Raw genomic sequence first — 24,511 nt, 5'->3', positions numbered from 1 at the left:
GTATCATGACCAATAAATAAAACCAAGAATAGCCGATACGCTTAACTTTTCCGTTAACCGATACTACCTTCCATCTCGAACTTGATCAAACGATTCATCTCTACCGCATATTCCATCGGCAGTTCTTTTGTGAATGGCTCAATAAAGCCCATAACGATCATTTGCGTTGCCTCTGCTTCAGTCAAACCACGGCTCATCAGATAGAACAGCTGATCTTCCGATACCTTGGAAACCGTTGCTTCGTGCTCAAGCGTGATGTCATCATTCATGATTTCATTATAAGGAATAGTATCTGAGGTTGATTGATTATCCAAAATCAACGTATCACACTTGATATTGGATTTTGCACCTTGAGCCTGACGACCAAATGAAGCTAATCCGCGATACGTTACTTTACCGCCGTGCTTACTGATCGACTTGGATACAATGGTGGACGTGGTGTCTGGTGCCAAGTGGATCATTTTTGCACCTGCATCCTGATGCTGGCCTTTGCCTGCAACAGCGATGGACAAGACCATTCCTTTCGCTCCACGGCCTTTCAATACAACGGCTGGATACTTCATCGTCAACTTGGAACCGATGTTACCATCGACCCATTCCATCGTTGCGTTTTCTTCTGCAACCGCACGTTTGGTTACCAGGTTATAAATGTTTGGTGCCCAGTTCTGGATCGTTGTATAACGAACGCGTGCGTTCTTCTTACAAATAATTTCGACTACGGCACTATGCAGCGAGTTCGTGCTGTAAATCGGAGCCGTACAGCCTTCTACATAATGCACAAAGCTGTCTTCGTCAGCAATAATGAGCGTACGCTCAAATTGACCCATGTTTTCCGAGTTGATACGGAAGTAAGCCTGCAATGGAACTTCACATTTCACACCTTTTGGTACATAGATGAAGCTCCCGCCTGACCATACCGCACTGTTCAGTGCTGCAAACTTATTGTCCGCAGGAGGTACAACTGTTGCAAAATACTCTTTCAGAATCTCAGGATGCTCACGCAACGCCGTATCGGTATCCATGAAAATAACGCCCTGATCTTCCAGTTCCTTTTGCATACTGTGGTAGACAACCTCGGATTCATACTGTGCGGATACACCAGCCAAAAACTTTTGCTCCGCCTCAGGAATACCCAGTTTATCAAAGGTTTCTTTAATTTCCGTAGGAACCTCTTCCCACGTCTTCCCTTGTTTCTCGGAAGGTCTTACATAGTACTGGATATCGTTGAAATCCAGTTCATCCATATCTCCGCCCCAGTTTGGCATTGGCATTTTTTCAAACTGCTTCAGTGCCTTCAGACGGAACTCCAGCATCCATTCTGGCTCATCCTTAATTTTGGAGATTTCCTTTACGATTTCCGGAGTGAGACCCTTACCTGTTTGGAAAATGGACTTGTGCTCGTCACGAAAGCCGTATTTATACTCTTCCATTTCCGGTGCTTTCTTGGCCATGTTTCTCAAACCTCCTCTGTTCTATTTAAATTATTTATCTTCATCAATCCCTTTGCGCAGCGCGTTCCAAGCCAGTGTCGCACATTTGATGCGGGCCGGGAACTTATTTACGCCTGACAAAGCTTCCAATTCTTCATAATCATCAAATTCGACGGTTTCTCCCTTCATTAAAGAAGAGAAGCGGCTCGCCATATCCAATGCCTGATCAATCGTTTTTCCTTTGACTGCTTCTGTCATCATCGAAGCTGAGGACATACTAATCGAGCAGCCTTCACCAGTAAAACGGGCATCTTCGACCACGCCATCTTTCGTTTTGAGTTGAAGAGAAATCCGGTCACCACACGTAGGATTATTCAAATCCACCGTAACGGCATCATCCTCAAAACGTCCGCGATTGCGCGGATTTTTATAATGATCCATAATCACGCGTCGGTACAAGTCATCAAGTTGCATCGCCAAAATACTCCTTTGTTTGGATTAAGGCGCTGACCAGAGCGTCGACTTCTTCTTCCGTGTTATAGAGATAAAAGCTGGCACGTGCAGTTGCACTGGCTTTCAGCCAGCGCATCAATGGCTGGCAGCAATGATGTCCCGCACGTACAGCCACCCCTTTGCTATCCAGTACAGTAGCTACATCATGCGGATGCACATCATCCAGGTTGAATGTTACGAGCCCAACATGACGTTCTGCCGGTCCGTATATCGTCAACCCCTCCACTTCACGGAGACGTTTGAGGGCATAGTTGGACAAACGGCTCTCATGCTGTGCAATGGCGTCCATTCCGATGCTTTCCAGAAAATCAATAGCAGCTCCCAAACCAACAGCTCCAGCGATAATCGGAGTTCCACCTTCGAATTTCCAAGGCAGCTCCTTCCATGTGGATTCATACAATCCCACATCGTCGATCATTTCCCCGCCGAACTCAATGGGCTCCATATTTTCCAGCAGCGCCTTCTTGCCGTACAGTGCCCCGATCCCAGTAGGCGCACACATTTTGTGACCCGAAAAGGCATAAAAGTCAGCATCGATGTCTTGCACGTCTACTTTCATATGTGGTGTGCTTTGTGCACCGTCTATAACAATAACTGCGCCTTTGCGATGCGCAATAGCTGCAATCTCTTTGACAGGGTTCACAACACCAAGCACATTGGAGACATGCGCAATCGCTACAATTTTCGTGTTTTCTGTAATGGTATTCTCCACATCAGCAAGATCAACGCTACCATCCTCTTGAAGTGGAATATATTTCAAAGTTGCGCCTGTGGCTTTGGCTACCTGTTGCCACGGAATCAGATTACTGTGATGCTCCATTTGTGTGATGACAATTTCATCACCCTCCTTACAGTTAGCTCCACCATAAGAAGAAGCCACCAGATTCAGCGCCGTTGTTGTTCCGCGTGTAAAAATAATTTCCTGACTGCGCTTGGCATTCAGAAAGCGGGCTACCTTCTCCCGCGCACCTTCATAAGCATCCGTCGCGCGGCTACCCAAGGTATGCACACCACGGTGAACATTTGAATTATCATATTCGTAGTAGTGCTTGATCGCCTCGATGACCGCCAGCGGTTTTTGCGAAGTAGCCGCATTATCCAAATAAACCAGCGGATGACCGTTAATCTCCTGATGTAAAATCGGGAATTGTTCACGGATCAATGCAGTATTCATTGGCCTAACTTCCTTTCAACAAGGCTTTGCAGCTGATGTTGAAGTCCTTCGAGCGGAATCTCAGATACGACAGGTGCCAAGAAGCCATAAATAATCAGACGCTCAGCTTCTGCACGGCTAATCCCGCGGGACATCAAGTAATACACTTGTTCACGGTTAACCTGACCAACCGATGCTGCGTGACCTGCTGTTACATCATCTTCATCAATCAGCAGGATTGGGTTAGCGTCACCACGAGCTTTCGGGCTGAGCATCAGAACACGTTCTGTTTGCTGACCATCTGCTTTGGTAGCACCTTTTTCAATTTTTGTAATTCCGTTAATGATGGAAGACGCTTCTTCACGCATCACTGCGCGCGTAATCATCTGACTGGCGGAATTTTTGCCGAAATGCTGTGCTTGTGTCGTATAGTTCAGCTTTTGTGAGCCGGAACCTACAGCAATGATCTTGGCATCCGAATTGGAGCCATTACCTTTGAGCACGGACATGGTATTGCTTGCTGTATTGCCGTTGTTCATTTCGCCCACAATCCATTCGATTGCTGCGTCATTTCCCAACGTGGCACGACGAATTGAAATATCCGTTACTTGCTCTCCAAACTGATGGACTGTCGCATAGCGAACTTTAGCCCCTGCATTTGCAACAACTTCTACCGCACCGTTATGAAGAACAGGTGCCGCCAAATCCGCAGATACATAGTTGTCTACGTACGTCACGGAACTATGACTTTCGACAATAAGCAGCACATGCGGCGCAAACGTTGCAGTCGCATCGTCTGTCAGGAATACAGCTTGAAGCGGAACGTTCAGTTCTACATTTTTAGGCACATAAGCAAATACTCCACCGTTCCAGAGTGCTGCGTGCAATGCAGATAATGAATTCTCTTCTGCCTTAATCACTGTGTTCAGATGAGCTTTAACCAAATCAGCATGCTCTTTAACCGCTGTTTGTAAATCCGTGAAAATGACGCCTTGCGCCGCCAATTCCTCGCTCAGCTTCACGTATACCGCGCCGGAGTTGCGCTGAATAATCAGACCGCCCTCCTGTTGCTCTTTGACCAGATCAGCAATGGCTGCAGGAACCTGCCCTACCGATGCAATGACCTCGCTCTGTTTATGTTGACCGTAATCGTTTAATTTCCAACGTTCGATTTTTGTTTTTTCAAATACCGGAAGCTCCAGTTTGCCTGCAAGCTCAAGTGCTTTTTGTCTGTCTTCAGCCAGCCAAGATGGCTCGCCGTTACGTTCGGACAGAACACGCAGTTGCTCGGAATCTACCGGAAGGATTGTTTGTGTTGTCATCAGTTTTCCTCCTCGCTTCCGGCTTACGCCTCTTGTCCTACAGTTTCATCAACGATACCCAGCTCTTCCTTGATCCAGTCGTAACCGTCTGCTTCCAGACGCTCAGCAAGCTCAGGACCCCCGGATTTAACGATACGTCCTTGCATCATTACATGTACATAATCTGGTTTAACGTAGTTTAACAGACGTTGGTAGTGAGTAATCACGAGGAAACCACGATCTTCGGAACGCATAGCGTTCACACCGTTAGCCACGATTCTCAAAGCATCGATATCCAGACCGGAGTCGATTTCATCAAGAATGACAATTTTCGGATCAATCATCATCATTTGCAAAATTTCATTCCGTTTTTTCTCACCACCAGAGAAGCCTTCGTTCAGGTAACGGTGAGCAAACTCAGGATTCATTTCGAGCTCTTTCATTTTACTTTCCATTTGACGGATAAACTTAATCAGGGAGATTTCTTGTCCTTCTTCACGGCGCGCGTTGATTGCACTACGCAAAAAGTCAGAGTTCGTTACCCCTGCAATTTCACTCGGATACTGCATCGCCAAGAACAATCCTGCACGTGCACGCTCATCCACTTCCATATCCAGCACGTCTTCTCCATCCAAAGTTACTTTACCATCTGTGACTTCATATTTTGGATGACCCATCAAAGCAGACGCAAGTGTACTTTTACCCGTACCGTTAGGACCCATGATGGCATGGATTTCTCCGCCCTTCATTTCGAGGTTAATACCTTTCAAAATTTCCTTGCCTTCAATGGTCGCTTTGAGACCTTCAATCTTAAAGTTTGTAGCCATATTCGCAATACCCTCCAAAAAATGTAGTGTGGTGTCGAAATCAGAAAGTATATTTAAACAGGGGAGCCCCCTGATTTCAAGTAATATTTAAAAATTTATTTATAATCATTCTAAACTGATTCTCAATGATTCTCAAGTTATTTTATAATAAATATCTTGAAGGGTGCAACCAACAGACACACGTTATCCAACTTTCTTCATAAAATGTTCACCCTACCAAGCACACAAATGGCAAAATACATCCTGCGAATGTTTATATAATTATAAATTTGTACAAAAAACACGAGGTGCATGATCTCTTTTCAGCCATAAAAACGCTACTGACAGCATGACGTCAGTAGCGTTTTACATGTAAAAAGTTTATTTCAAAGCGTAATCCCATCACTACAATTAGCCCAAATAAGAGCGAAGCATCCACATATGTTTCTCCAGATCCGCTTTATAGCCGATCAGCAAATCTGCAGTTGGTTGGTCGGAATTGCTTTCCGCCAGTTCAATACCTTCCTGAAACTCCTCGCATACCGTTGCAAAATCCTCGATCAAGGTTTGTACCATCTTGGGAGCATCTTCATTGCCGGTTGCTTCCTGAATCGACGACAGCTCCAGGTACTCCTTCAATGTTGCGGAAGGTGAACCTTTCAACGCGAGCAAACGCTCGGCGATCTCATCCATTTTCAATGTCACTTCATTGTATAACTCTTCAAATTTAACATGGAGTGTGTAGAAACTGGAGCCTTTCACATACCAGTGATAGTTATGAATTTTTACATATAACACATTGAGGTTAGCGACTTGACGGTTTAAAAGTTCCTCCACCGATTTGGTTTGCGTATTTTTCGAGTTACTTGTTGTTTTAGCCATCATAAATCCCTTCCTTTTTCATCAAATTGATTTTCAGGAACGTTTACGTATCCATCACCGTCATTGCTGACGGTAAGACGCCAGCGGGCATCCTAATCACCTGACGGACGTCTGTTTCATACTTACCCTCTCTATACGGAAACGAAACAAATAGAAGAGTTCTCCTTTCCCCTCTTTCGATCCTCCATAAAAAAAATGTACAAAACTTCAATGATTTTCGTTATACTTTCTCTATCCTATCAAAATACTTGGTTTAATATTGTGATATTTCCAGACTATTTACATGTGCACAATTTATGGAGGTGACTTCGTTGTCCCAATATCATCCTTTAACGACTGAAGAAGCAATCGAATTCGTGAAGAACATCCCCGGATTTTTTAGTCAGGAAGCTCGTCTGGAATGCCGGGAAATCGGTGATGGTAACCTAAATCTGGTTTTTCATATTACGGATTCTGAATCTAACAAGAGTATCATTGCCAAGCAGGCACTTCCCTATGTAAAAATTGTGGGTGAATCCTGGCCGCTCTCACTGGATCGTGCCCGTATTGAACGCGAGGCACTTCAGCAGGAGCACCACATTTGCCCCGAATTGGTTCCTGCGATACTGGCGTATGACGATGAGCTTGCATTGACCGTGATGGAGGATCTTAGCTCCCACACCATCATGCGCAAGGGACTAATAGAAGGAAACACATATCCATATTTCGCTAATCATATTGGGGAGTTTCTGGCACGCATGCTCTTCTTCACCTCAGATTTGGGCATGAATCAGCAGGATAAAAAAGACCTAGTCAAACGTTTTATCAACCCGGATCTCTGCAAAATAACTGAGGATCTGATTCTGGATGAACCGTATCGGTTCTCAGATAATAACAACTATGGTGCGTACATCGAAGACGAAGCAGAGGCACTCCGTACAGATCAAGCGCTTCATCTGGAAGTGGCTTTGCTGCGAGAAAAGTTTTTGACACGAACCGAAGCGCTTCTGCACGGTGACCTTCATACTGGTAGCATTTTTGTAACGACCGAATCAACTAAAGTCATTGATCCTGAATTTGCCTACTACGGACCCATGGGCTTTGATATCGGAGCGGTGATCGCCAATCTGCTGTTGAACTACGCTGCACAGCCCGGATGGACCTCTGGTGAGAAGGCTCTAAAAGAAAGGCGCGACTGGGTTCTGGAGACTGCCATTCAGGTATGGGAGCAGTTTGAGCGTAGGTTCCGCAAACTGTGGGACGAGCATGTCACCGATCATATGGCACGTACAGCGGGGTATCAGGACTTGTATCTTCAGAAAGTACTACAAGATACGATTGGTTTTGCAGGGTGCAAAGTGATCCGCCGTATCATCAGCCTGTCGCATGTGGCAGATATCGAGACAATAGCCGATCCTGACCTCAAGGAAGCTGCGGAACGTCTGGCGTTATCTATCGGTAAATCCTTGGTTCTTCGCAATCGCGGGCTTCATTCAATTCGGGAACTGGGAGACATTGTTCGGACAGCAACAGCTGCCCAAACTAAAGGAGCTTAATGAATATGAGTGAAAAGAAAGAAGCGGCCCCCGTAACCTCCGGGAAAGCTGCAGTGTCCGGTCAGGCTCTATCTTCGTTGGTGTGGAAAGGCAACCGCTTGTCCATGTTGGATCAGCGTCTGCTACCCGAAACGATTGTCATGCTGGATTTATTCACGGCCGAGGAAGTATGGGATGGCATACATGCCATGAAAGTACGTGGTGCGCCCGCCATCGGGATGGCTGCGGCCTACGGCGTTGTGCTAGGAGCTACCGCCTACGACGACACCGACGCTGCTGGGTGGCTGCAGCATGTACACGACGTGTGCGGACATTTGGCTACTTCACGCCCGACGGCAGTGAACCTGTTCTGGGCGTTGGATCGCATGAAGAAGCGAGCCGGCGAACTCCTTGCTGATGCTAGCGGGGGCCAGATCGAAGACTGGAATGCCGGGCTGGAGCGTGAAGCCACAGCCATTCAGGCAGAGGATGAGGAAGTATGCCGCCAGATCGGCATCCATGCTTTACCTCTGTTCGAGGACGGGATGGGCGTACTCACTCACTGCAATGCAGGCGGGTTGGCGACAGCCAAATACGGAACAGCGCTCGCGCCGATGTACCTTGCGCAGGAGAACGGCATCCATCTCAAAGTATTTGCCGACGAAACCCGCCCCGTGCTGCAGGGAGCGCGCCTGACCGCTTTCGAGCTTCAGCAGGCAGGCATTGATGTCACCCTGCTCTGTGACAATATGGCGGGCATGGTGATGTCCAAAGGATGGGTACAGGCCGTTATTGTCGGCACAGATAGAGTCGCTGCTAATGGCGATGTCGCCAACAAAATCGGCACCTATAGCCTAGCCGTGTTAGCGAAGGCGCATGGCATTCCTTTTTATGTCGCTTCGCCACTATCTACCATTGATTTGCAGACCGCAACAGGCGCAGATATTCCGATTGAGGAGCGTTCTGCGGAGGAAGTTACCGAAAGCTTTGGTAAACGGACCGCCCCGAAGGGCATCAAAGTCTACAATCCAGCTTTCGATGTTACACCTCATGAGTACATTACCGCCATCATTACCGAAAAAGGGATTGTCCAAGCACCCTTTAGCGACAACCTCCCCGCTTTGTTTGCCGATTAATCGTTCTTGCAGATCATACCGTTCGTATAAAGCCGAATAGTCTGCTCGATAGAGTGTAACTTTTCATAGAAAAAAACCGGAGCCAAAAAGTCCGGTTTTTTTCGGTTCTTGTTCCTCTACTTTTATGCAACATATGCACATAGGCTTCACTACACCAGTTTCAATAGTGCTTCATAGCCTGGCATCCCTGGTTTAATCCCCAGTTGCTCGGCTTCTGTCGTCACTGACTCCATCGGCGCTTCCAACAGTTCCTTTAGTGTTTTTACCCCCACAGCTCGTGCGGCAAGAATTTTCCGATCCGCCAGCCGTTCATTGAGCAATCCAACATCCAGCGCACCACACATGATGTAACCACGGGAGTTGGATATGGTTAACAGCGTTGTTTTAGGCAGTTTGACCTCGACTCCGATAAATGTATGCTCACCCACTTGAATAGGTTCCATGTGTATCATGGTGATTTCATGCACCTCCTCTTTATTCATCCGGGATATTTTATGCGGCATTTGCGGGTAAGTGTGGACACTCGTGGATACATTCAAAATATTAAAAATCTTATTTATGTACAGTAAAACAGGCGAAATCAAAAAGACTAGACGAATCATTCCATCTAGTCTCTTGATCATAAGTTAATGTTCTAGGTCTATGCTTTATTCAAACTTCTTTAAGTACTGTGACGGCACAAGGTCAGCAAGCCAAACACCATGGTTGGCTTTATAAAACTTCACTTGATTAGCCAATGCCTTTTCTGTATCTACTTCAAGGATCACCAGTTCCCCACGTCTTTTACCTGCTAGAATTGCAAACTCAAGGGCTTCAGACAGATGTACATACTTTCTGCCCATTGGCTTAATTCCTTCAGTAAAAATGTTATGGATTACCTTTGTGTTTGTACCGTGATAGAGAATGGTTGGTGGAGTGGCCTCCTTATAATCCAATCTGCCTGCACTGTGCCCATAATTAGCTCTTATGTACCCATTAACAATCTCATATCTTTGTTTTGGACAATGGCTTACTACTTGCTTGATATCCGACTCGCTTACATCAGACCATCTATTCTCTGATCTTATTCCTTGAATCAGTTCTTGAATGTCACAATAACCCTCATGGTCTAGCTCAAGACCAAACTGTTCTGGTGTATGCCTAAGAATCTTACTCATAAACTTACTGAGGCTCTCTTCTTTTTTTGGTGTTAACATGATATGCTCCTTCTAGCAAAATATTTATCTATCTATAGTAACCAATCTGATGATTCATAGCGTCTTGTGAAGTAAAGCACAAGTGCCCCGATAAGGAAGGATGTACCTCCAATTAAAAAACCTCTTAGACTGTTTATGCTATAAGCCACAAATACTGCTGGAAGCCCAAATCCACAAGGAAAATACCCGAAAATGCCCCTTACCAAAGCCATGATAAAAGATTTCCGATTCATAAATCCCCCCTCCTCTCTAATAATGTACTTTATTATATTATAATTGTTAGATTCTCAAATGAATTTTCCTCATACCAGTCTTCATCAACGTAATATTCACTTAATTTATTTTATGAAAATCGTACTACATTGAAAATCTATAACAATCGCAATACTTGTGTTCCCTTTTTTATATCTTCAATGTTTTCTGAATCCTTCACATTAATTCCAATTAGCGGATGATTAGCAATGGAGAAAGAAATGCTAATATCCAATACGTCCAGTTCGCATTTCGTCCCATCTAACTTATCTACTTGTATTTTTGAACCTATCAAACTTTTCAAATTGGTATGATCCTGCTTATTTAATCCAATATTTGTTCCAATTAAAATGATTCCTTTATTGGGTGTTTTAATAATATCATCTAACTTCATAATCTCCAAAAGAGAACCTCTCCATTCTAACGTTCATGTATGAACAGTATATCTTTAACTTCCCTAATTTTGATACCTTCGTTTTTTAATCTGGTAATTCCATCTCTTAGAAGCATAATTCTTTTTAATTGAGTTAATCAGGAGCAAATCTTGCAGCTCGGCTACTTGCTTGAGCTTCATCAAGTGCAAAGTTCCTAGTTATAACGTTAAATTCATCATCCATAACCTGAAAGGATTTTCCTGCTAGTCCTGCTTCATAATGTCCAACAACTTCATACGCTATTGTTCCATGACCAGTAATCCGGCTATTAGCTGCTAATTTATCTGTCACATTAGAAGGCAGTACATCATTATTTATATTAATAATCATATCGAATAATAAACCTGTAGGAGAGGTATCATTAGGACCAGCTACACGGATATTTTCTTGTGGCATTCCTGTTTTTTTGCATATTGAGTTAAACTTCCAATTTGTGCATCAGTTATTGGCACTTCATTACGCAGACCATTAGTATCTATAATTTTTCTTGTATTGTCCGTTCCTTCTATTATTCGATCTGCTAATCTGGATTTATCTGCATGGTGACGTAAATCCTCTTTATTACTAAGGGAACTGATACCATATAAAAGAAAACAATGGGAAGGGTTTTGCTTATGCCTTATAAAAAAGCAACGTTTTGGTTTTCAGTAACAAGCATTTTAATATGCTTAAATAACTACTCGGGAAATGATGATAAAAATATCCTCCTTATCGGATTGAATCCACTTCTAAATTTTATTGTATATACTGAGCCATTCCGACATTGGATTTTTGATTTTAATAGTGCAAAATTAGCAATCGATAGTGCAACTCTTAGGGTCCAGCTTCCTGCCTTTATCATCCATTTTGTTTCTTTCTCTCTGACTGGACTAATCATTGATTTTCTTATCCGAATAATCAGCCAGAAAGTTAAGAGATCATAGCCAATCCCCAAACCCTTCCAACGCCTCATTCACTAATCCTCTATATTGTGAGTCCAAATTAGTCTTCGGTCTTTATCAGGTAGCATCCCTAAAGGTTAAATCTTCTTGAATAGCACCCTTTAGTTCCCTTTTTTCCAGAAAACAGACTACCATAAGAATAAAGACAATAACTTGATGTTTTTTTGGAGGGTTGTGAATTGATAGAAAAATTTGAAAAAACATTCGTTCAATTAGCTCAATGCGAGCTGTCTCCAGAAGAGTGGCAAGCATGGTGGGAAGAAAATAAAGTTCAATTGGAAAAGCACTTATCCCGTGGCGTTTTTCTTAAACTCAAACCCATCAAGCACGGCTTTCGATGGGTGCCTATCCTTGCCAGCCAAAAGAGAGCCGTCGAATATCTTTCGGCGAGAGACATCCCATTCGGAAATTCCGATTTATACCAACAACACTATGAAGCCGAATTTAAAGCTTTTTGTAAGATTCAAAAAGAGCAGGATAAAATTCAACTTGAACAGCTTAACAAAAAGATACCGCAAGTATTCCAGACATATCCAAAGTTTGCGGCTTCGCTTAGAAACGTTTACAGTAGTTCGGATGTTTTAGATGGCGGTGCATCTTTATATAATATTGAACAGGTAGAAGCATCATTAGGTTTTCAACTGCCGGGCGATGTAAAAAGGCATTTTTAAACAGCTGAAAATATTTCAATTGAAGGTATACGTTTAGAGTTGGAATCATTACGAAAAATAGATATATAAGATAAGCCCTATATCGTTTTGGGTGAATTTTGGAAAGAAGCTGACGGGGACTTACTGCTGATAAAGCCTACAACCAGCAGAGATCTGTACGATCTATTATTACGCACACGGAAGTAACACAGTAAAAAAACTTTGCTCAGGCATGAAGTCGTTAATTGAGAATAAGTTCTCTTACTACAACCATCAATAGATAGTTATTCGTCTGCAAAAATGGGACTGTCCCAAAAGTAGTTTTTCTTCGACCATTAGACAGCCTTTTGTGTGAAAATAGTGAAAACCGGACCGATAAGGGGGTATCCCTATCCGTTCCGGTCCCGTTTTCCTTCGTTACAACACCGTTTGTTTCTGGTATTTTTCAGTCTTATGATCCTTCTTAATAAATTTTTCATTGTTCCTATAATCGTCCCATGAATCCAGACTCAAATAAGGCTCTGCTTCGATAATATCTTTTACTTTGCAGTGCTGTTGTTCTTTGAATAGCTCGATCATTCGAATTAAATCATTGCGATCCAGCAGCTTCACTCCATTATAACTGGCTAACTGTTCACATGATGAAATATTTCAATATATTTCATATACTATTTCACATGTTTCATAAATATTTTTGACACACATCAAACTACTATTGCAAAAGGTATACTATATGACATAGTGTTGGAAAAAGACTTGGCTAAATTGAGCATAATAAAAAGGGCAACCGAAGTCGCCCTAGATATTCCAATTATACAATTCAACTTTTAAATCCTTTAGTATACAAATCTATTTACTGTCTTCTTCCTTGATGTAAGTCATATTGAATGATCGCTTTTGTTTTGTTCGTAGCCTTTGAAACGTCGTAGACTACTTCATCTTGACTGAACTTATCTTCATCATGGAGAGATTGTGGTTTTTTTATAAATAACCCATCTTTAGTATAAAATTTATCAGGATGATTAATTTCTTCTAATACACTATCAGGGACTATTGCTTTTGTAACGCTCTTCATTTCTTCAGAAGTATCGTCACTAGCAAAAACATTATTACCAAGAACTATTGCAAACGTAACAGTAAGGGCAGCCAACCCCCAAAATTTCAATTTAGCCTTCACTTCTTCCCTAACTCTTCATTAATTAATTTGCATATCCATTCCCAGAAATTTTAATCGGGTAACCAGACCCATCATTTTCGGAATGATTTTCAATTAGCAAATAAACTGGATTGAACTCAAAAGATGCATCGTCGCCTGTTATACCTAAGTTAGTGTGCGAAAATTTGATCGTGGTGACTATTGATAATAGTGTAAAAAAATTAACTCGATTTTCCTAACTGTGAAAACGCCATCTTATAAGCCACAAACGTAATAATTGCGTAGATAAAACCATATAGAAGCCAAGCATCTATATTAACTGCAATGGTTTCTAAATTGGTGGCAATAAATATAAGAGGCAGTAGCAAGGCTAGTATTAATCCTAAGTAGATGTTTCCTTTGAAATAGGCGAAACATACTCCGATCAAGATTGCCAGAATGGGGCAAAATATAAAAGTAGGGAAGAGGGGATTAAGTTTTGGAAATAACCAGTAAATCATAATAATCACTCCTTAAAGTTAATTAGTCAGAAAAAAACGAATCATTTCCTTGTTTGATTTAAATGCTAGAGGAATGACATGTAATTCTTTGCCTGTCAATAAGTCATATTCTCTTATTTCCCTTATTCTATCAACAGGAGAATTTTTGACATAATCATATAGGACAAAAACAGATCCTGCAAAATACTGTACTCCAGATATTACTCCTTTCTCATTTTGTATTTTTTCGGAGACGGAATTGCTTTGTTTTAATCTCAACTTTTTAGGCTTTTTGTTGAGGTCATTGAAAATAGTATAATTTAAGTCTTCAGAGAGAATATATAATTTATCGTTGTAAATTTGGCTGTCATAAAACAAAAATGAAGTATCTGACAAAGATGTTTCATTTTCCAACTTACCATTTTTAGGGTCAATTATCTGCATTATAGGATGAAATTGTGTATCAGATGTATTGCCATCAAGAAATACAATAAGCTTGCCTTTAAATATTTGTAGTGATGCTCCATTTTGGCCTACCGGAAAGTATTCTTTTAAACCATGTAAACGATTTTCTATAGTGAATTGTTTGATCTTCTTTGATGTTTTTAAATCAATGACATAAATACCTACAGAATTATCATTATTGTTCACATATAAAGTGTATGCCATATTATTGTATTCAACGGTTGATAATAAATATCCATTCAAAAGAATATTTCTATATTTCAAATTTTTTTACCAAAACTTGGAATAATAAGTTTTAGACTGACCCAAATATAAAACCAGCGGCAGTCAAGGACCTGAAAATAAAGTCCTAGACTGCCGCTGGTTTATTGAACTAACGTTCTCTGTTAGCGTAACAAGTGGTGCAAAATTATTTCATGCGATATATCTACAACCGTTTCGGTGCTGCCGATCGGCTTGCCGTTAGTAAGAAACACCGAGGCGATAAATTCTCCCTGAATCGTTAGGCTTCCAATCGCCTTAAATCGTTCTACCTCTATGGTTTTGCCGAAATAATCGGCTGGATCAACGTCTTCCATCAGTCCCCATTCGACCATATCTGGCGTACGGGTCAGCACTTTCCGATGCGACTGTCGAGAATCCTCTCTATCGCTGGATATTCCTCGAATCTTCGTTCGATGAAATGTTGAAAACCGCCCCGTAAAGGGGCGGTCAGATTGTCGAGAAACCCCGTCATTTTGAGACGCGGGTTTCTTTTTTACATCATAATGCTCTGGTCTCTGGAGAAGCAGGGGGTTACCCCTGTTTCTCCAGGCGATCTAGGTGGATCGCCATCTTCTTCATGTTCTGCACGGCTGCCGTCATAAGGGCTTGTTCCCTGACGTTTGGAAGACCGCGCAAACGGCAATAGCGAAACCCATGGAGCTCTTTGGCATCCGCGAAGCTTCGCTCAATCGTCTCTTTTCGTTTGCGGTACAGCTTTTTACCAGATGGGCTCAGCCGGTTGCTCCGTACCCACTCTTTGCTGTCTTCCCAGACATGCCGAGTCACCACTTTGCGGTGGTTTCGAGACTGGGTACACTGACTTAGCAGTGGGCAATGCTGGCACTGGGCTGGGTCAGAGGCATACTGCCGGTATCCCTTACGGTTCGTCGTTCGGTAGGGCAGTTCCTGTTGGGCTGGGCATCTATACGCATTGCGTTTGGCATCGTATTCAAACTTCCATTTCGGAAACAGTCCTTGTCTGGGATGGAATCTTCGGTGAGCAATCACGGCAAAAATCTTTCGGTTCTGCAAACCTTGGCAAATCGGCGTTGTTAAATAACCTGAATCTAGTGCAACAGCTTCTACTTGAAAACCAAAACGTTCTCTTTGGCGATCCAAACGGGACAAATAGGGGACAGAATCATGTACATTCCCCGGTGTCACATGCACGTCCGTAATCAGATTGTACTTCATATCCACCGTGCGGTGGTCCAGATAGAAGAAGCCTTCGGGCTTGCCATCACGGATCATATAGCCGCTGTCCGGGTCTGTTTTGCTCACTTTAATTTCTTTTTCTTCGTTCACTTCCTCTCGGGATTTTAAGGCTTTTTTCCGTGGTTTCTCCGGTCATCCTTCACCGCTTCGTTCAGCTCGTCCATATAGTCTTTAGTATTCTGCAACACTTGTTCTTTGGTGTACTGGTGCCTGTTAGCATTGGCTTTGACGTGTGTGGAATCGGTGACGAGAACACGCCCACCCACCATTCGGTGAGAGATCGCCTGCAGCACAATTTCATCGAAGATATCTTGAAAGATCGTGGTGTCTTTAAAGCGAGTGCGACGATTCCAGCTAATCGTCGTATGGTCCGGAACTTTATCCGTTAAGCCCAACCCCAGAAACCAACGATAAGCTAGGTTCGTCTGAATTTCTCGCTCGAGTTGCCGTTCTGAGCGAATGCCATAGAAATAACCGAGAAAGATCATTTTAAACAATACGGTAGGATCAATGGCAGGACGCCCGTTGTCTGCACAATACAGTGGTCGAACTTTATCATCGATAAACGAAAAATCGATATACTTATCTACTTTGCGGAGCAAGTGATCTTGAGGAACCAGATCTTCGATGGAAACAAATTCGTAGGATTGTTGTTTTTCGCGGTTGGAGCGTAGCATATCAACACCATCCGTTCTACAATAGTTACCTATATTATACAACATTAACGCGGTGTCGTCTTAAACAAAATTAACATAAAATAGGCTGTCGAGACTTTCTCGACAGCCTGACCGCCCCGTAAAGGGGCGGTTTTCTTATGCTTGCATGAATGCTTCTAACGGCTCCAGAGTCGAGAACGTCTTCTTTGCGTCCTTCTTCCGTTGCTCATCATAGAGTTTGGTTAACTCTACGAATGATTCAGCTTTAATCTTCGTATAACTCGATTTGGTGTATCTGATTATGTACGTCTTTTGCCCTTCCTCTTCAACCCATTGGTAAACGACGTCATATTTTTCCCTCAGATTCTTCAAATGAAGTGCCTGGCGCAACACTGCATAGTGTTCTTCAATGGCTTCATCGCATTCCTCCATAATCTTCTCGTATGCGCAGCCAACTCGCATCAGAATCTCCAATGCCCGTTCATCGCCGTATCTCGCGAGAAATTCCTTCAACGAAACCAGCGCATATAGCGTTATTTGTTCCTTGTCATTCGGATCCCTGTATTCATAACAGCCTACAACCAAATTGCGGTCGGTCATTTCCTCCTTACTGAATTGCATCTTGAACAAATACTCGAGTGACTTCTGCTTCATAACGGTTTCCAGCATCTGTTCTTTATCAATCTTGATGCCCGTTGTCACCCAAGGAAACGGTAGTTGACCGTTACTTTCACGCGATAAGCTACCCCTAATATTCAAAATCGGTAGACCTGTAGCAATTGCGTACGACCTGTTATATCCTTTGCCCGCGAATATTTCCTGTTCTTCTCGCATGTGTCCTACCCCTCCTTTTAGTACCAAGTTCCATTCGGCGCGAAGTGCCACCAGTTGTCTGCGAAGTGAATCTCCGCTCGATTCCAGCGAATTGCGATCCAAATTATCCTCCACATTTTCCAGTAATTTCCTGGTTAAGCTATAGTTCTCCGTTCGTATTATGAGCTGTGACCTACGCTTACGGGCTTTGCCACTTCACTTCCGCTCTTCCAATCCCGCTCTGCCCATTGTCAGGCAACACTTTTATTTCCATCTCTCCAGGCACTTCATGAATCTCCGTTACAATCGGTTCAGACGAACCGAGAATAAGATCCTATAGTAAACTATTGCATATCCATAAAACTACCACTTTTTTGTGTTGGTCTCCTATTAGTTCATCACCGCTGCTTTTCATTAACCCGCGAAGATACTTCTGGGATAAATTGTATCATATGAGAACCATAAGTCCATCTAATGGTTGCGTTATCCTGCCCGTTGGCTAATGCCGGCTGCCAGTCTACAACTTTATTTTTCACGGTCTAATGCTTTGTTTTTCAGTCTAACACTTTATTTTCACAGAACAATAGTCTCATTAGACTATTTTGTTCTTCCCATAATTTTAAGAATGTATCATACTTCATAACATTCACGCACCTTCCGTATACTTTACCCATATGGCTAAGTTAGTAGCCTGATTGAAGACTCTCCTGTTTAAACCCGCCTCTTAATTTTGAGGTGCATGCAAATTATCTTCTTTATCAGATAAATTACTATGAAAAAAGCTTGCTCCCATTTTATTATTAAAGGAGCAAGCTTATAGATATTCATTAATCGTTGTGAATTATATTGATTTAGGATTTTTATAGCACCAGTTTGGATCATAGGGCAGAGATCTGAACTTCTGCATATCTTCCCAACTGTAGACCCAATCGTAATCAGGAATCCAAAAATAGTCAGTAGGATTTAGCTTGAGATATTCATATATAAATCGAAAAATCAGCTCTTCAACACCATAAACATCTTCAATACATCCTACTTGATACAAGGACAAGCTTGAATCTAATCCACTAATATCCTCATCATGCTCATAATTAATTTCGTAATTATAAATTCCATCAATATAGAATATAAACTGCTGGTTATTTTCAGCACCCAGTGGGTTATAAGATATATTTAGAGTTGTTGAAAAAAACTGTTCGTTCTTATATTTTTTATCATTGTCAAAATATAATCCAGCATCTGCATGAAAGGCAGCTACGATTGCATCTCCTAGTAATTTCTCAGGTGTATATTTTTCTCGTTCTATTAAAATAAAAGCCGAACTCCCCATCACTTAACCACCTTTCTTAATTCCTCCAAGGAATTTACAACAGTTACTCCTAGCTTCTTGATATTATCTAATTTTTCTATATTACTTTGAGATAGATTGCCCAAAGGCTTATCAATATAAAGTATAACTTTCTTCTGTTCTGGATTAAAATAAAGCTTATCAGTAGTAATTGTCATTTTCTCAAGTTGTCCTTCTTTAACTGCTTTGATTGAAGCCTTTACCTCAATTAATTCATTTTTTGTAACCACATCTAAATCACCTGCAAATTGACCATCTTTCTTTAATATTTTTTGCCCAAAACCAGTGACTTCACGTTCTTCTTTTAAAAAGCCAGCTACTTTTGCTTCAGTTGCCTTTCCTACATCTGAGCTATTCATAAAGTTTTCAATATCACGGTTAATATTTTTGGGATGTTGATCAACCCATGTCAGTTCATTGCCAGCAGGGTTTGTATATTTCGTCTTATTTCCTTCCTTAATTATGCTACCCCTATTGTTATTGTGGGTTCCCTCGACGACATGCGGTGCCTTTTCTGCCTTAGCTCCCGAAGAAGGAGTGGATTTTGATGAGCCTCCACCTTCTCCTTTCGCCATCTGCCACAATTCTGCTGAGCTTTCCCCTGCTCCTTTTGCACTTTTAACCGCAGTTGTAGCTCCATGAGCCGCCAAAGCTGCCGATCCAATTAATCCGGGTACCCCAATGATACTCCCTACACCTGTAGATGAAACAGCAACGGATAATCCTTCTCCACCTATTCCAGCTACTACCTCACCTGCCCCTTGCAATGTTGTAGCTACATTTCCGAGAATTTCTCCTACTTTAGCTGCCATGGGATGATCATAATTCCGTTCTTTATCAGGCCATATCCCCACTGTCAAATTCCCCTGAATAGCTCCTTTTGCTCCCTGTGCAGTATCCCAAAGGATTTCTCCTTGAAGTTTGCTGGCTTCCAATTGAGCTTCAGACTTGGTGATCTCAGCTTGTCCAATCTGTTCAAAGATTTTATGTAACCAACCTTCACCTGTGGATGCCGTTTTAACAGGGGTGCCAAGCCACGGCACATCCAGTACCACTTTCTCTCCATCTACCTGTGTAAAACTTTTTGAAATAAAAATAAGTTCTTGTGCTACTGTTGATAGTCGTTCAATCGTCACACTCATGGATTGTCGAGAAACCTGAAATTCCTGAAAAAATCTCTCTTGGGTAGCTCCAGACCAGCCTTGTTGGACAAAATCAATTCGTCCACTCAAAAAATTCAGCATACGTTCCATTTCATGCTTTCTGTGTAAGAACTGATCAGCCACTTCCATCAATTTGTCAGGTGGAACTAATATTCTCCCCATTCTACCACGCCCACTTTAATTTTGATGGAAATAATCTTATCAGAAGGGGTGATTTAGGGAAATCCATCTGCTATCCTGTTATTTCCTTTTAATCCATGTGACATATGAACTGAAATAAACAGATTTATTATGTCTAAAGTAGTGTATAAGCAGTTAGATGATGCCTAAGTTAGTTTTAGCTGTTCTATCCATAGGCTAGTGATCAAGTATTGATTAATGTTGATTATATCATTATTACTTTTTCTTGATTTATAACAATATAATTGACATAATATCAATAAACATCCTTACTATATAATTCTAGGACGCTATATTTAAAGGCTTTTCCTATATAACTTTGAATGGCTTCATAGTACAAATTTCTCCTTTTCCATAAACATTATTGGAGGCTAGTAAATGAGTAAATTTGAAAAAAATCTAATTAAGTATTTGTCTTACGGTTTTTGTGTAGGAATTTATTATTCCTTTATTAAAGGGCCAACAACAATGAGTTCTTCAATCAACGGTATGTTTGAATTTTATACAGTACCCACTTCTACTTTTATTTTCAGAACTTTATCAATCTCGTTTATACTAAGCCTCATTGCTGGAGTGGTGTATACAATCGTTTTTTTATGTATAAAAGGAAATAAGTAGATTTCCCAGAATAATCCCAAAACAAAAGGAGCCAACCAATCGCAATAGCTCCTTTTCTTTATCGACCCTTTATTTAATTGACAAACTATGCAAAAAAGCCTGCTCCCATTTTAATGTTAAGGAGCAAGCTTATAAAATATTAATCATACTCAATGAACACATTGCCGTTTCCATTGACGGCTTTCTGTAACAATATAATTATATCGTTCTTAAGATCAGGAAGTACAGGTAATATATTAGTCAAACTTTTCGCTTCTTCCTCGGTCAAATATTTAATATCAAATGAATCAAACAATTGTAGGGTCTCTCTAATATTTTCCACTTCCCATGGACTTTCCTCATACCAGCCTTCGTGAGCATAATATTCACTTAGTATATTACTTTGTGCAGATTCTAGTTGAACCAAACAATCCATTAATGTATCAAAGTATCCATTCCATATCTTCAATACATAGCTTTTATCTGAATTTGTATAAATCAATCTTATTTCTGGTTCTCCTTCAAATCCAGCATAGTAGGTATCATTTATTTTATCTGTCTTCATACTCTTACTCCTTCTAATGGCTGTGATTTTGAACTTGAGAGCATTTTATTCTCAGACTGCCACGTGGTGACCCGTTGGTCCGTAATTCGAGCCATTCTCTCAATGTTCAATAGGAGGTGCCTTCACTGGCTACTAACATAAAACTGGAATGGTGGGATCAGCTTACTCTTCATCTTCGTTAACCGCTTTAATCAGATCTCCGTAGACTTCCTTCGTGTGAGCAGATGCATGTTCTTTAAAATGTGTAAACAACCTCATACATCTGATTGCTTGTATTCTATTATTAGCTTCAGCAGACTTTTCCAAACAACTGAACAAAAATGTGAAACCTTCTGAAAACCTCCCCTTACGCAAAAGATAAATTGCCAATTCCCTTAAAAAATGAGTAAAACGTTCTGTAGTAAATTGTTGATTGTACACCCCCATACACTCAGGCTTATCCAGCAACGTTAAGATTTCCTTTTCAAATTGCTTTAGAATATGATCAATATCTAAACGAAACCGATTTGCAGCTTCAATTATATTATCTAATCCAGGAAGTATCTCTTCACTCCTGGAAGAAAAGGACGCTACATAATCATCCAAAACACTAATTTCACCAGCGTGAAGTTTATTTACATAAGCGTTGGCTTCAGACCACTCTTCATACCGCCTTTTCCATTTAAAGGTGACTTCATCGGTTTCCTTCACCCAACTTAAATCAGCATATTTGTACGTATGTTGAAGTGCTTTTTCATAATCTTTACGTGCTTCACAAACTTCAGCACGAAGCAGATGAGAAAACGCCCAGTAAGCAAAAGGTGGAGAAACAGGTTTCTTCAAGTTCTCTTTTTTTACGTCATGAGCTTGGTCTAACTTATATTGAATATCTGCTTTAATCTCCAGAGTTTTGGCGAATAGTTCTACTTTATCCCATTTTCGTAACGAACGGTATGTATTCGCCAAGTCTTTTAATGCCTCTAACTGATCTACCTCATCTAACCGTTCAACGTAAGGCTCAAATTGAATGGCTGCATCATAGTTTTTCTCTTGATCGTCTCTAATACGAATCGTAAACAATCGATACTGGCAAACCGCTAATCGTTCTGAATACTGATATCTCTCCCCTTCTGCTACATTTTCATAAAGGAACGCCGCTGCTTCAGTATAACCTTTTTTAAAAGAATCCTCGGCTACTTCAAAAAGTGAAGGAAGATAAACAGGATTATCTAGCAACATACCTACAACTCTTCGCAAGCAATCAAGTCGCCCTAACTCCACGCAGCGGTACAAAAAAGGGCTGATTCTTCGCCAGTTGAGCGGTTCTTCCTCAATACATTCTTCAATATAACGTTCATAAAAATAATCTGGTGGTAAATTCATTCCCATAGTGATGCGATCTAGCTGGTGAACTGAAATTGATCGGTTGCCCGTCACAATGCCACTAACTGTCCCTACATTCAAATCAATCATGTGACCAAACTCGGTCATGGTTAAGCTTTTCCGTATCAGATAGGTTTGAACTTCTGCTCTAATCGTAGGTGTGATCTCCATAGATAAACCACCCTTTCAACATAAACTCGACATATAATATGCAGTTAAACGATGTAATAGAGAAATGGTTAGTAAAAATCACTTTATCACCCATAATTGTATCGTCTTTTAGAACAAAGCCATACACCCTTCAGTTGTGTACAATAACACACATTACATTTTTGCACTTTTTACATATATTCCTCAAAAGAAGATTTCCTCATATTGCTGATATACAGCAAAATAGGTAATAAAAAGGCTAGAGGGATCATTCCATCTAACCTGTTCCATTATCCATTTGGTTTTGTACTCTGTACCTTTTAAGTGCTTTAAATATCAAGCATCTATTTTCTGTTGGGAATAATTACATTTCGCCATGCTGTGCAGGTTGGTAGCTATGTTCAGAATCCTGATAACCCGCTGAAGGAATTACTAGTGTCAACAACATAAAACTTGTTACCAATAAGGTAAAAATTATTTTACGTTTCATCCTTATCCACCTCATTAATCAATTTTCTGTATGCTGTCTTCACATCAGATGATGCATATTCTCGATAAGACTCATACAGCCGCATACATGTAATTATATATGATTTATTATTGATTAATGTAGATTTTTCCAAACAACTTATTAAAAATTTAAAGCCATCAGAATATCTTTTCTTGGTCAAATAGTAGATCGATAATTCCTTCGAAAAATGCATAAAACGTTCTGTTATGAAACGCTTAGTGTAAAAACCCTCGATTTTTTGTTGTTCTAGAAAAGTTACAATTGCCTCCTCGAATTGCTTTAAAATATCATCCACATCAAAATGGTACCTATTAGCGGAATCAACTATAATATCAAGTGCAGGAAGAATCTCATCTTTTCTTGATGATATATAAACTAGATAATCAGATAGAACGCTTATTTCGCCAGCAAGAATCTTATTCAAATAGGTATTCCCCACAGCCCACTCTTCATATTGCTTTTTCCACTTCAAAGTAGTTTCATCAGTTTCTTTCACCCAACTTAAGTCACCATATGTGTACGTATGCTGAAGTGCCTTCTCATAATCTTTATGGGCCTCACAAACTTCTGCACGAAGTAAATGAGAAAAAGCCCAATAAGCAAACAGAGGAAAGCTTGGTTTCTTTGCATTTTCTTTTTTGGAAGGATGCCGTTGTTGCTCCATGTTATATTGAATTTTTGCCTTGTCTCCCAAAGCTTTAGCGAATAATTCTACTTTGTCCCATTTTCGTAACGAACGGTATGTATTCGCCAGATCTTTTAATGCATCTAACTGTTCTATCTCATCTAGTCGATCAACGTATATTTCAAATTGAACGGCTGCTTCATAGTTTTTCTCTTGATTATCTCCTTGCCTTGTATGGAACAAACGGTACTGGCACATAGCCAGACGTTCTGAATATTGCTTTTTCTCACTTACAGCCACATTTTCATAAAGTATGGTTGCCGCTTGATACATTTTTTCATGAAATAGTTCTTCGGCAAGCTCAAATAAAGATTCTGAATAGCCTAGTTTATCCATCAATAAATTAACCACATCATGAATGCAGTCCAATTTATTTAATTTCGCACAATTATGTATAAAAGGACTCATTCGACGCCAATTCGGATTAGCCTCTGTTAAATACTCAGACACATACCGTTCGTAGTAATAGCCAACGGGAAGCCCCATTGCTTTTGTAATTCGATCTAACTGATCGACTGAAAGTGTGCGGTTCCCATTAATAATACTGCTCATGGTGCCCGGATTCATTTCTGCTTCTCTAGCTAAATCACTTAGGATTAAATCATGATCTTTCATATGTTTTGTTATCTCTGTGAGTATCGTGGTTGTTGTGTTGTACAAAGTAACCACCCCTTGTCAGGAACTTAGTAGGATA

General features: G+C 41.1%; 27 protein-coding genes. 4 read left to right on the top strand and 23 right to left on the bottom strand.

The features are described from left to right. Nucleotides 1–53: 53 nt before the first annotated feature. The 6 genes from sufB to MKY35_RS07885 all read right to left on the bottom strand — a co-directional run bounded on the left by sufB (nt 54) and on the right by MKY35_RS07885 (nt 6,085). Complete coding sequence (gene sufB / locus MKY35_RS07910; RefSeq protein WP_013309556.1) at nt 54–1,451, bottom strand: Fe-S cluster assembly protein SufB; 1,398 nt, start codon at nt 1,449–1,451, stop codon at nt 54–56. A gap of 30 nt (nt 1,452–1,481) precedes the next feature. After that, entirely contained in the window at nt 1,482–1,904 is a 423-nt protein-coding gene (gene sufU / locus MKY35_RS07905; RefSeq protein WP_069012768.1) for a Fe-S cluster assembly sulfur transfer protein SufU, read from the bottom strand. Further along, the gene (locus tag MKY35_RS07900; RefSeq protein WP_342446058.1) at nt 1,894–3,117 is read right to left on the bottom strand and encodes a cysteine desulfurase; all 1,224 of its coding nucleotides are present in this window, start codon (nt 3,115–3,117) and stop codon (nt 1,894–1,896) included. The genes sufU and MKY35_RS07900 overlap by 11 nt, the downstream gene beginning before the upstream one ends. Next, nucleotides 3,114–4,418 (bottom strand): Fe-S cluster assembly protein SufD, encoded by a 1,305-nt coding sequence (gene sufD / locus MKY35_RS07895; RefSeq protein WP_025719242.1) that lies wholly within the window; start codon nt 4,416–4,418, stop codon nt 3,114–3,116. The genes MKY35_RS07900 and sufD overlap by 4 nt, the downstream gene beginning before the upstream one ends. A 23-nt stretch (nt 4,419–4,441) precedes the next feature. Further along, a complete protein-coding gene (gene sufC, locus MKY35_RS07890; RefSeq protein ID WP_029516585.1) occupies nt 4,442–5,224 on the bottom strand; it encodes a Fe-S cluster assembly ATPase SufC in 783 nt (260 codons plus the stop codon). Between the two features lie 390 nt (nt 5,225–5,614). After that, on the bottom strand, nt 5,615–6,085 hold the full coding sequence (locus MKY35_RS07885; protein WP_013309551.1) for a Dps family protein: 471 nt from the start codon (nt 6,083–6,085) through the stop codon (nt 5,615–5,617). Between the two features lie 311 nt (nt 6,086–6,396). Here MKY35_RS07885 and mtnK point away from each other — a divergent pair, with 311 nt between their 5' ends. After that, nucleotides 6,397–7,620: an S-methyl-5-thioribose kinase gene (gene mtnK / locus MKY35_RS07880; protein WP_342446057.1), complete on the top strand. Its 1,224-nt coding sequence runs from the start codon at nt 6,397–6,399 to the stop codon at nt 7,618–7,620. 5 nt (nt 7,621–7,625) lie between these two features. Then, nucleotides 7,626–8,735, top strand: a complete 1,110-nt coding sequence (mtnA, locus tag MKY35_RS07875) for an S-methyl-5-thioribose-1-phosphate isomerase (RefSeq protein ID WP_342446056.1) — start codon at nt 7,626–7,628, stop codon at nt 8,733–8,735. Nucleotides 8,736–8,884: 149 nt separating this feature from the next. On the opposite strand, the gene MKY35_RS07870 is transcribed toward mtnA, so the two are convergent. The 5 genes from MKY35_RS07870 to MKY35_RS07850 form a co-directional block, all read right to left on the bottom strand. Beyond that, a complete protein-coding gene (locus tag MKY35_RS07870) occupies nt 8,885–9,187 on the bottom strand; it encodes a DUF1805 domain-containing protein (RefSeq protein ID WP_017425931.1) in 303 nt (100 codons plus the stop codon). Nucleotides 9,188–9,382: 195 nt separating this feature from the next. Then, on the bottom strand, nt 9,383–9,931 hold the full coding sequence (locus tag MKY35_RS07865) for an RNA 2'-phosphotransferase (RefSeq protein ID WP_342446055.1): 549 nt from the start codon (nt 9,929–9,931) through the stop codon (nt 9,383–9,385). Nucleotides 9,932–9,963: 32 nt separating this feature from the next. Further along, complete coding sequence (locus MKY35_RS07860) at nt 9,964–10,164, bottom strand: hypothetical protein (protein WP_342446054.1); 201 nt, start codon at nt 10,162–10,164, stop codon at nt 9,964–9,966. A gap of 137 nt (nt 10,165–10,301) precedes the next feature. Next, the gene (locus MKY35_RS07855; RefSeq protein ID WP_250273858.1) at nt 10,302–10,577 is read right to left on the bottom strand and encodes a hypothetical protein; all 276 of its coding nucleotides are present in this window, start codon (nt 10,575–10,577) and stop codon (nt 10,302–10,304) included. 133 nt (nt 10,578–10,710) lie between these two features. Beyond that, nucleotides 10,711–11,013 (bottom strand): hypothetical protein, encoded by a 303-nt coding sequence (locus tag MKY35_RS07850; protein WP_342446053.1) that lies wholly within the window; start codon nt 11,011–11,013, stop codon nt 10,711–10,713. A 724-nt stretch (nt 11,014–11,737) separates the two neighbouring features. Between MKY35_RS07850 and MKY35_RS07845 the strand changes: the two genes are divergently transcribed. Further along, nucleotides 11,738–12,229: a hypothetical protein gene (locus tag MKY35_RS07845; RefSeq protein WP_342446052.1), complete on the top strand. Its 492-nt coding sequence runs from the start codon at nt 11,738–11,740 to the stop codon at nt 12,227–12,229. A gap of 396 nt (nt 12,230–12,625) precedes the next feature. Here MKY35_RS07845 and MKY35_RS07840 read toward each other — a convergent pair whose 3' ends face one another. The 9 genes from MKY35_RS07840 to MKY35_RS07800 form a co-directional block, all read right to left on the bottom strand. Continuing rightward, entirely contained in the window at nt 12,626–12,820 is a 195-nt protein-coding gene (locus MKY35_RS07840) for a hypothetical protein (protein WP_342446051.1), read from the bottom strand. A gap of 241 nt (nt 12,821–13,061) precedes the next feature. Continuing rightward, nucleotides 13,062–13,385 carry a hypothetical protein gene (locus MKY35_RS07835; RefSeq protein WP_342446050.1) on the bottom strand — a complete coding sequence of 108 codons (324 nt, stop codon included), beginning with the start codon at nt 13,383–13,385 and terminating at the stop codon, nt 13,062–13,064. Between the two features lie 200 nt (nt 13,386–13,585). Further along, nucleotides 13,586–13,873: a hypothetical protein gene (locus MKY35_RS07830; protein WP_311083082.1), complete on the bottom strand. Its 288-nt coding sequence runs from the start codon at nt 13,871–13,873 to the stop codon at nt 13,586–13,588. Nucleotides 13,874–13,882: 9 nt separating this feature from the next. Beyond that, nucleotides 13,883–14,551, bottom strand: coding sequence for a hypothetical protein (locus MKY35_RS07825; protein ID WP_342446049.1), 669 nt, complete (start codon nt 14,549–14,551; stop codon nt 13,883–13,885). Nucleotides 14,552–14,694: 143 nt separating this feature from the next. Beyond that, nucleotides 14,695–14,904, bottom strand: a complete 210-nt coding sequence (locus tag MKY35_RS07820) for a hypothetical protein (RefSeq protein WP_342446048.1) — start codon at nt 14,902–14,904, stop codon at nt 14,695–14,697. A gap of 199 nt (nt 14,905–15,103) precedes the next feature. Next, a protein-coding gene (locus MKY35_RS07815) for an IS1182 family transposase (RefSeq protein ID WP_342444054.1) occupies nt 15,104–16,464 on the bottom strand; the annotation gives its coding sequence in 2 pieces (ribosomal slippage) (nt 15,104–15,894 and nt 15,894–16,464; 1,362 coding nt in all). Nucleotides 16,465–16,599: 135 nt separating this feature from the next. Then, nucleotides 16,600–17,379 carry a hypothetical protein gene (locus tag MKY35_RS07810; RefSeq protein ID WP_255305263.1) on the bottom strand — a complete coding sequence of 260 codons (780 nt, stop codon included), beginning with the start codon at nt 17,377–17,379 and terminating at the stop codon, nt 16,600–16,602. A gap of 718 nt (nt 17,380–18,097) precedes the next feature. Further along, a complete protein-coding gene (locus MKY35_RS07805) occupies nt 18,098–18,586 on the bottom strand; it encodes a hypothetical protein (protein ID WP_029516567.1) in 489 nt (162 codons plus the stop codon). Next, entirely contained in the window at nt 18,586–19,929 is a 1,344-nt protein-coding gene (locus MKY35_RS07800) for a WXG100 family type VII secretion target (RefSeq protein ID WP_342446047.1), read from the bottom strand. The genes MKY35_RS07805 and MKY35_RS07800 overlap by 1 nt, the downstream gene beginning before the upstream one ends. 396 nt (nt 19,930–20,325) lie before the next feature. Between MKY35_RS07800 and MKY35_RS07795 the strand changes: the two genes are divergently transcribed. After that, on the top strand, nt 20,326–20,565 hold the full coding sequence (locus MKY35_RS07795) for a hypothetical protein (protein WP_039269860.1): 240 nt from the start codon (nt 20,326–20,328) through the stop codon (nt 20,563–20,565). A gap of 139 nt (nt 20,566–20,704) precedes the next feature. Here MKY35_RS07795 and MKY35_RS07790 read toward each other — a convergent pair whose 3' ends face one another. From MKY35_RS07790 to MKY35_RS07780, 3 genes are all read right to left on the bottom strand, one after another. Further along, nucleotides 20,705–21,109, bottom strand: coding sequence for a hypothetical protein (locus MKY35_RS07790; protein ID WP_341071855.1), 405 nt, complete (start codon nt 21,107–21,109; stop codon nt 20,705–20,707). Nucleotides 21,110–21,271: 162 nt separating this feature from the next. Further along, complete coding sequence (locus MKY35_RS07785) at nt 21,272–22,642, bottom strand: helix-turn-helix transcriptional regulator (protein WP_342446046.1); 1,371 nt, start codon at nt 22,640–22,642, stop codon at nt 21,272–21,274. A 458-nt stretch (nt 22,643–23,100) separates the two neighbouring features. After that, nucleotides 23,101–24,432, bottom strand: coding sequence for a helix-turn-helix transcriptional regulator (locus MKY35_RS07780; RefSeq protein ID WP_342446045.1), 1,332 nt, complete (start codon nt 24,430–24,432; stop codon nt 23,101–23,103). Nucleotides 24,433–24,511: the final 79 nt, after the last annotated feature.

The organism is Paenibacillus sp. FSL L8-0638 (assembly GCF_038593075.1).
In the GTDB taxonomy this organism is placed as follows: domain Bacteria; phylum Bacillota; class Bacilli; order Paenibacillales; family Paenibacillaceae; genus Paenibacillus; species Paenibacillus polymyxa_D.
The sequence above is the reverse complement of the archived record's forward strand: the minus strand, read 5'-3'. Positions and strand labels throughout refer to the sequence as shown.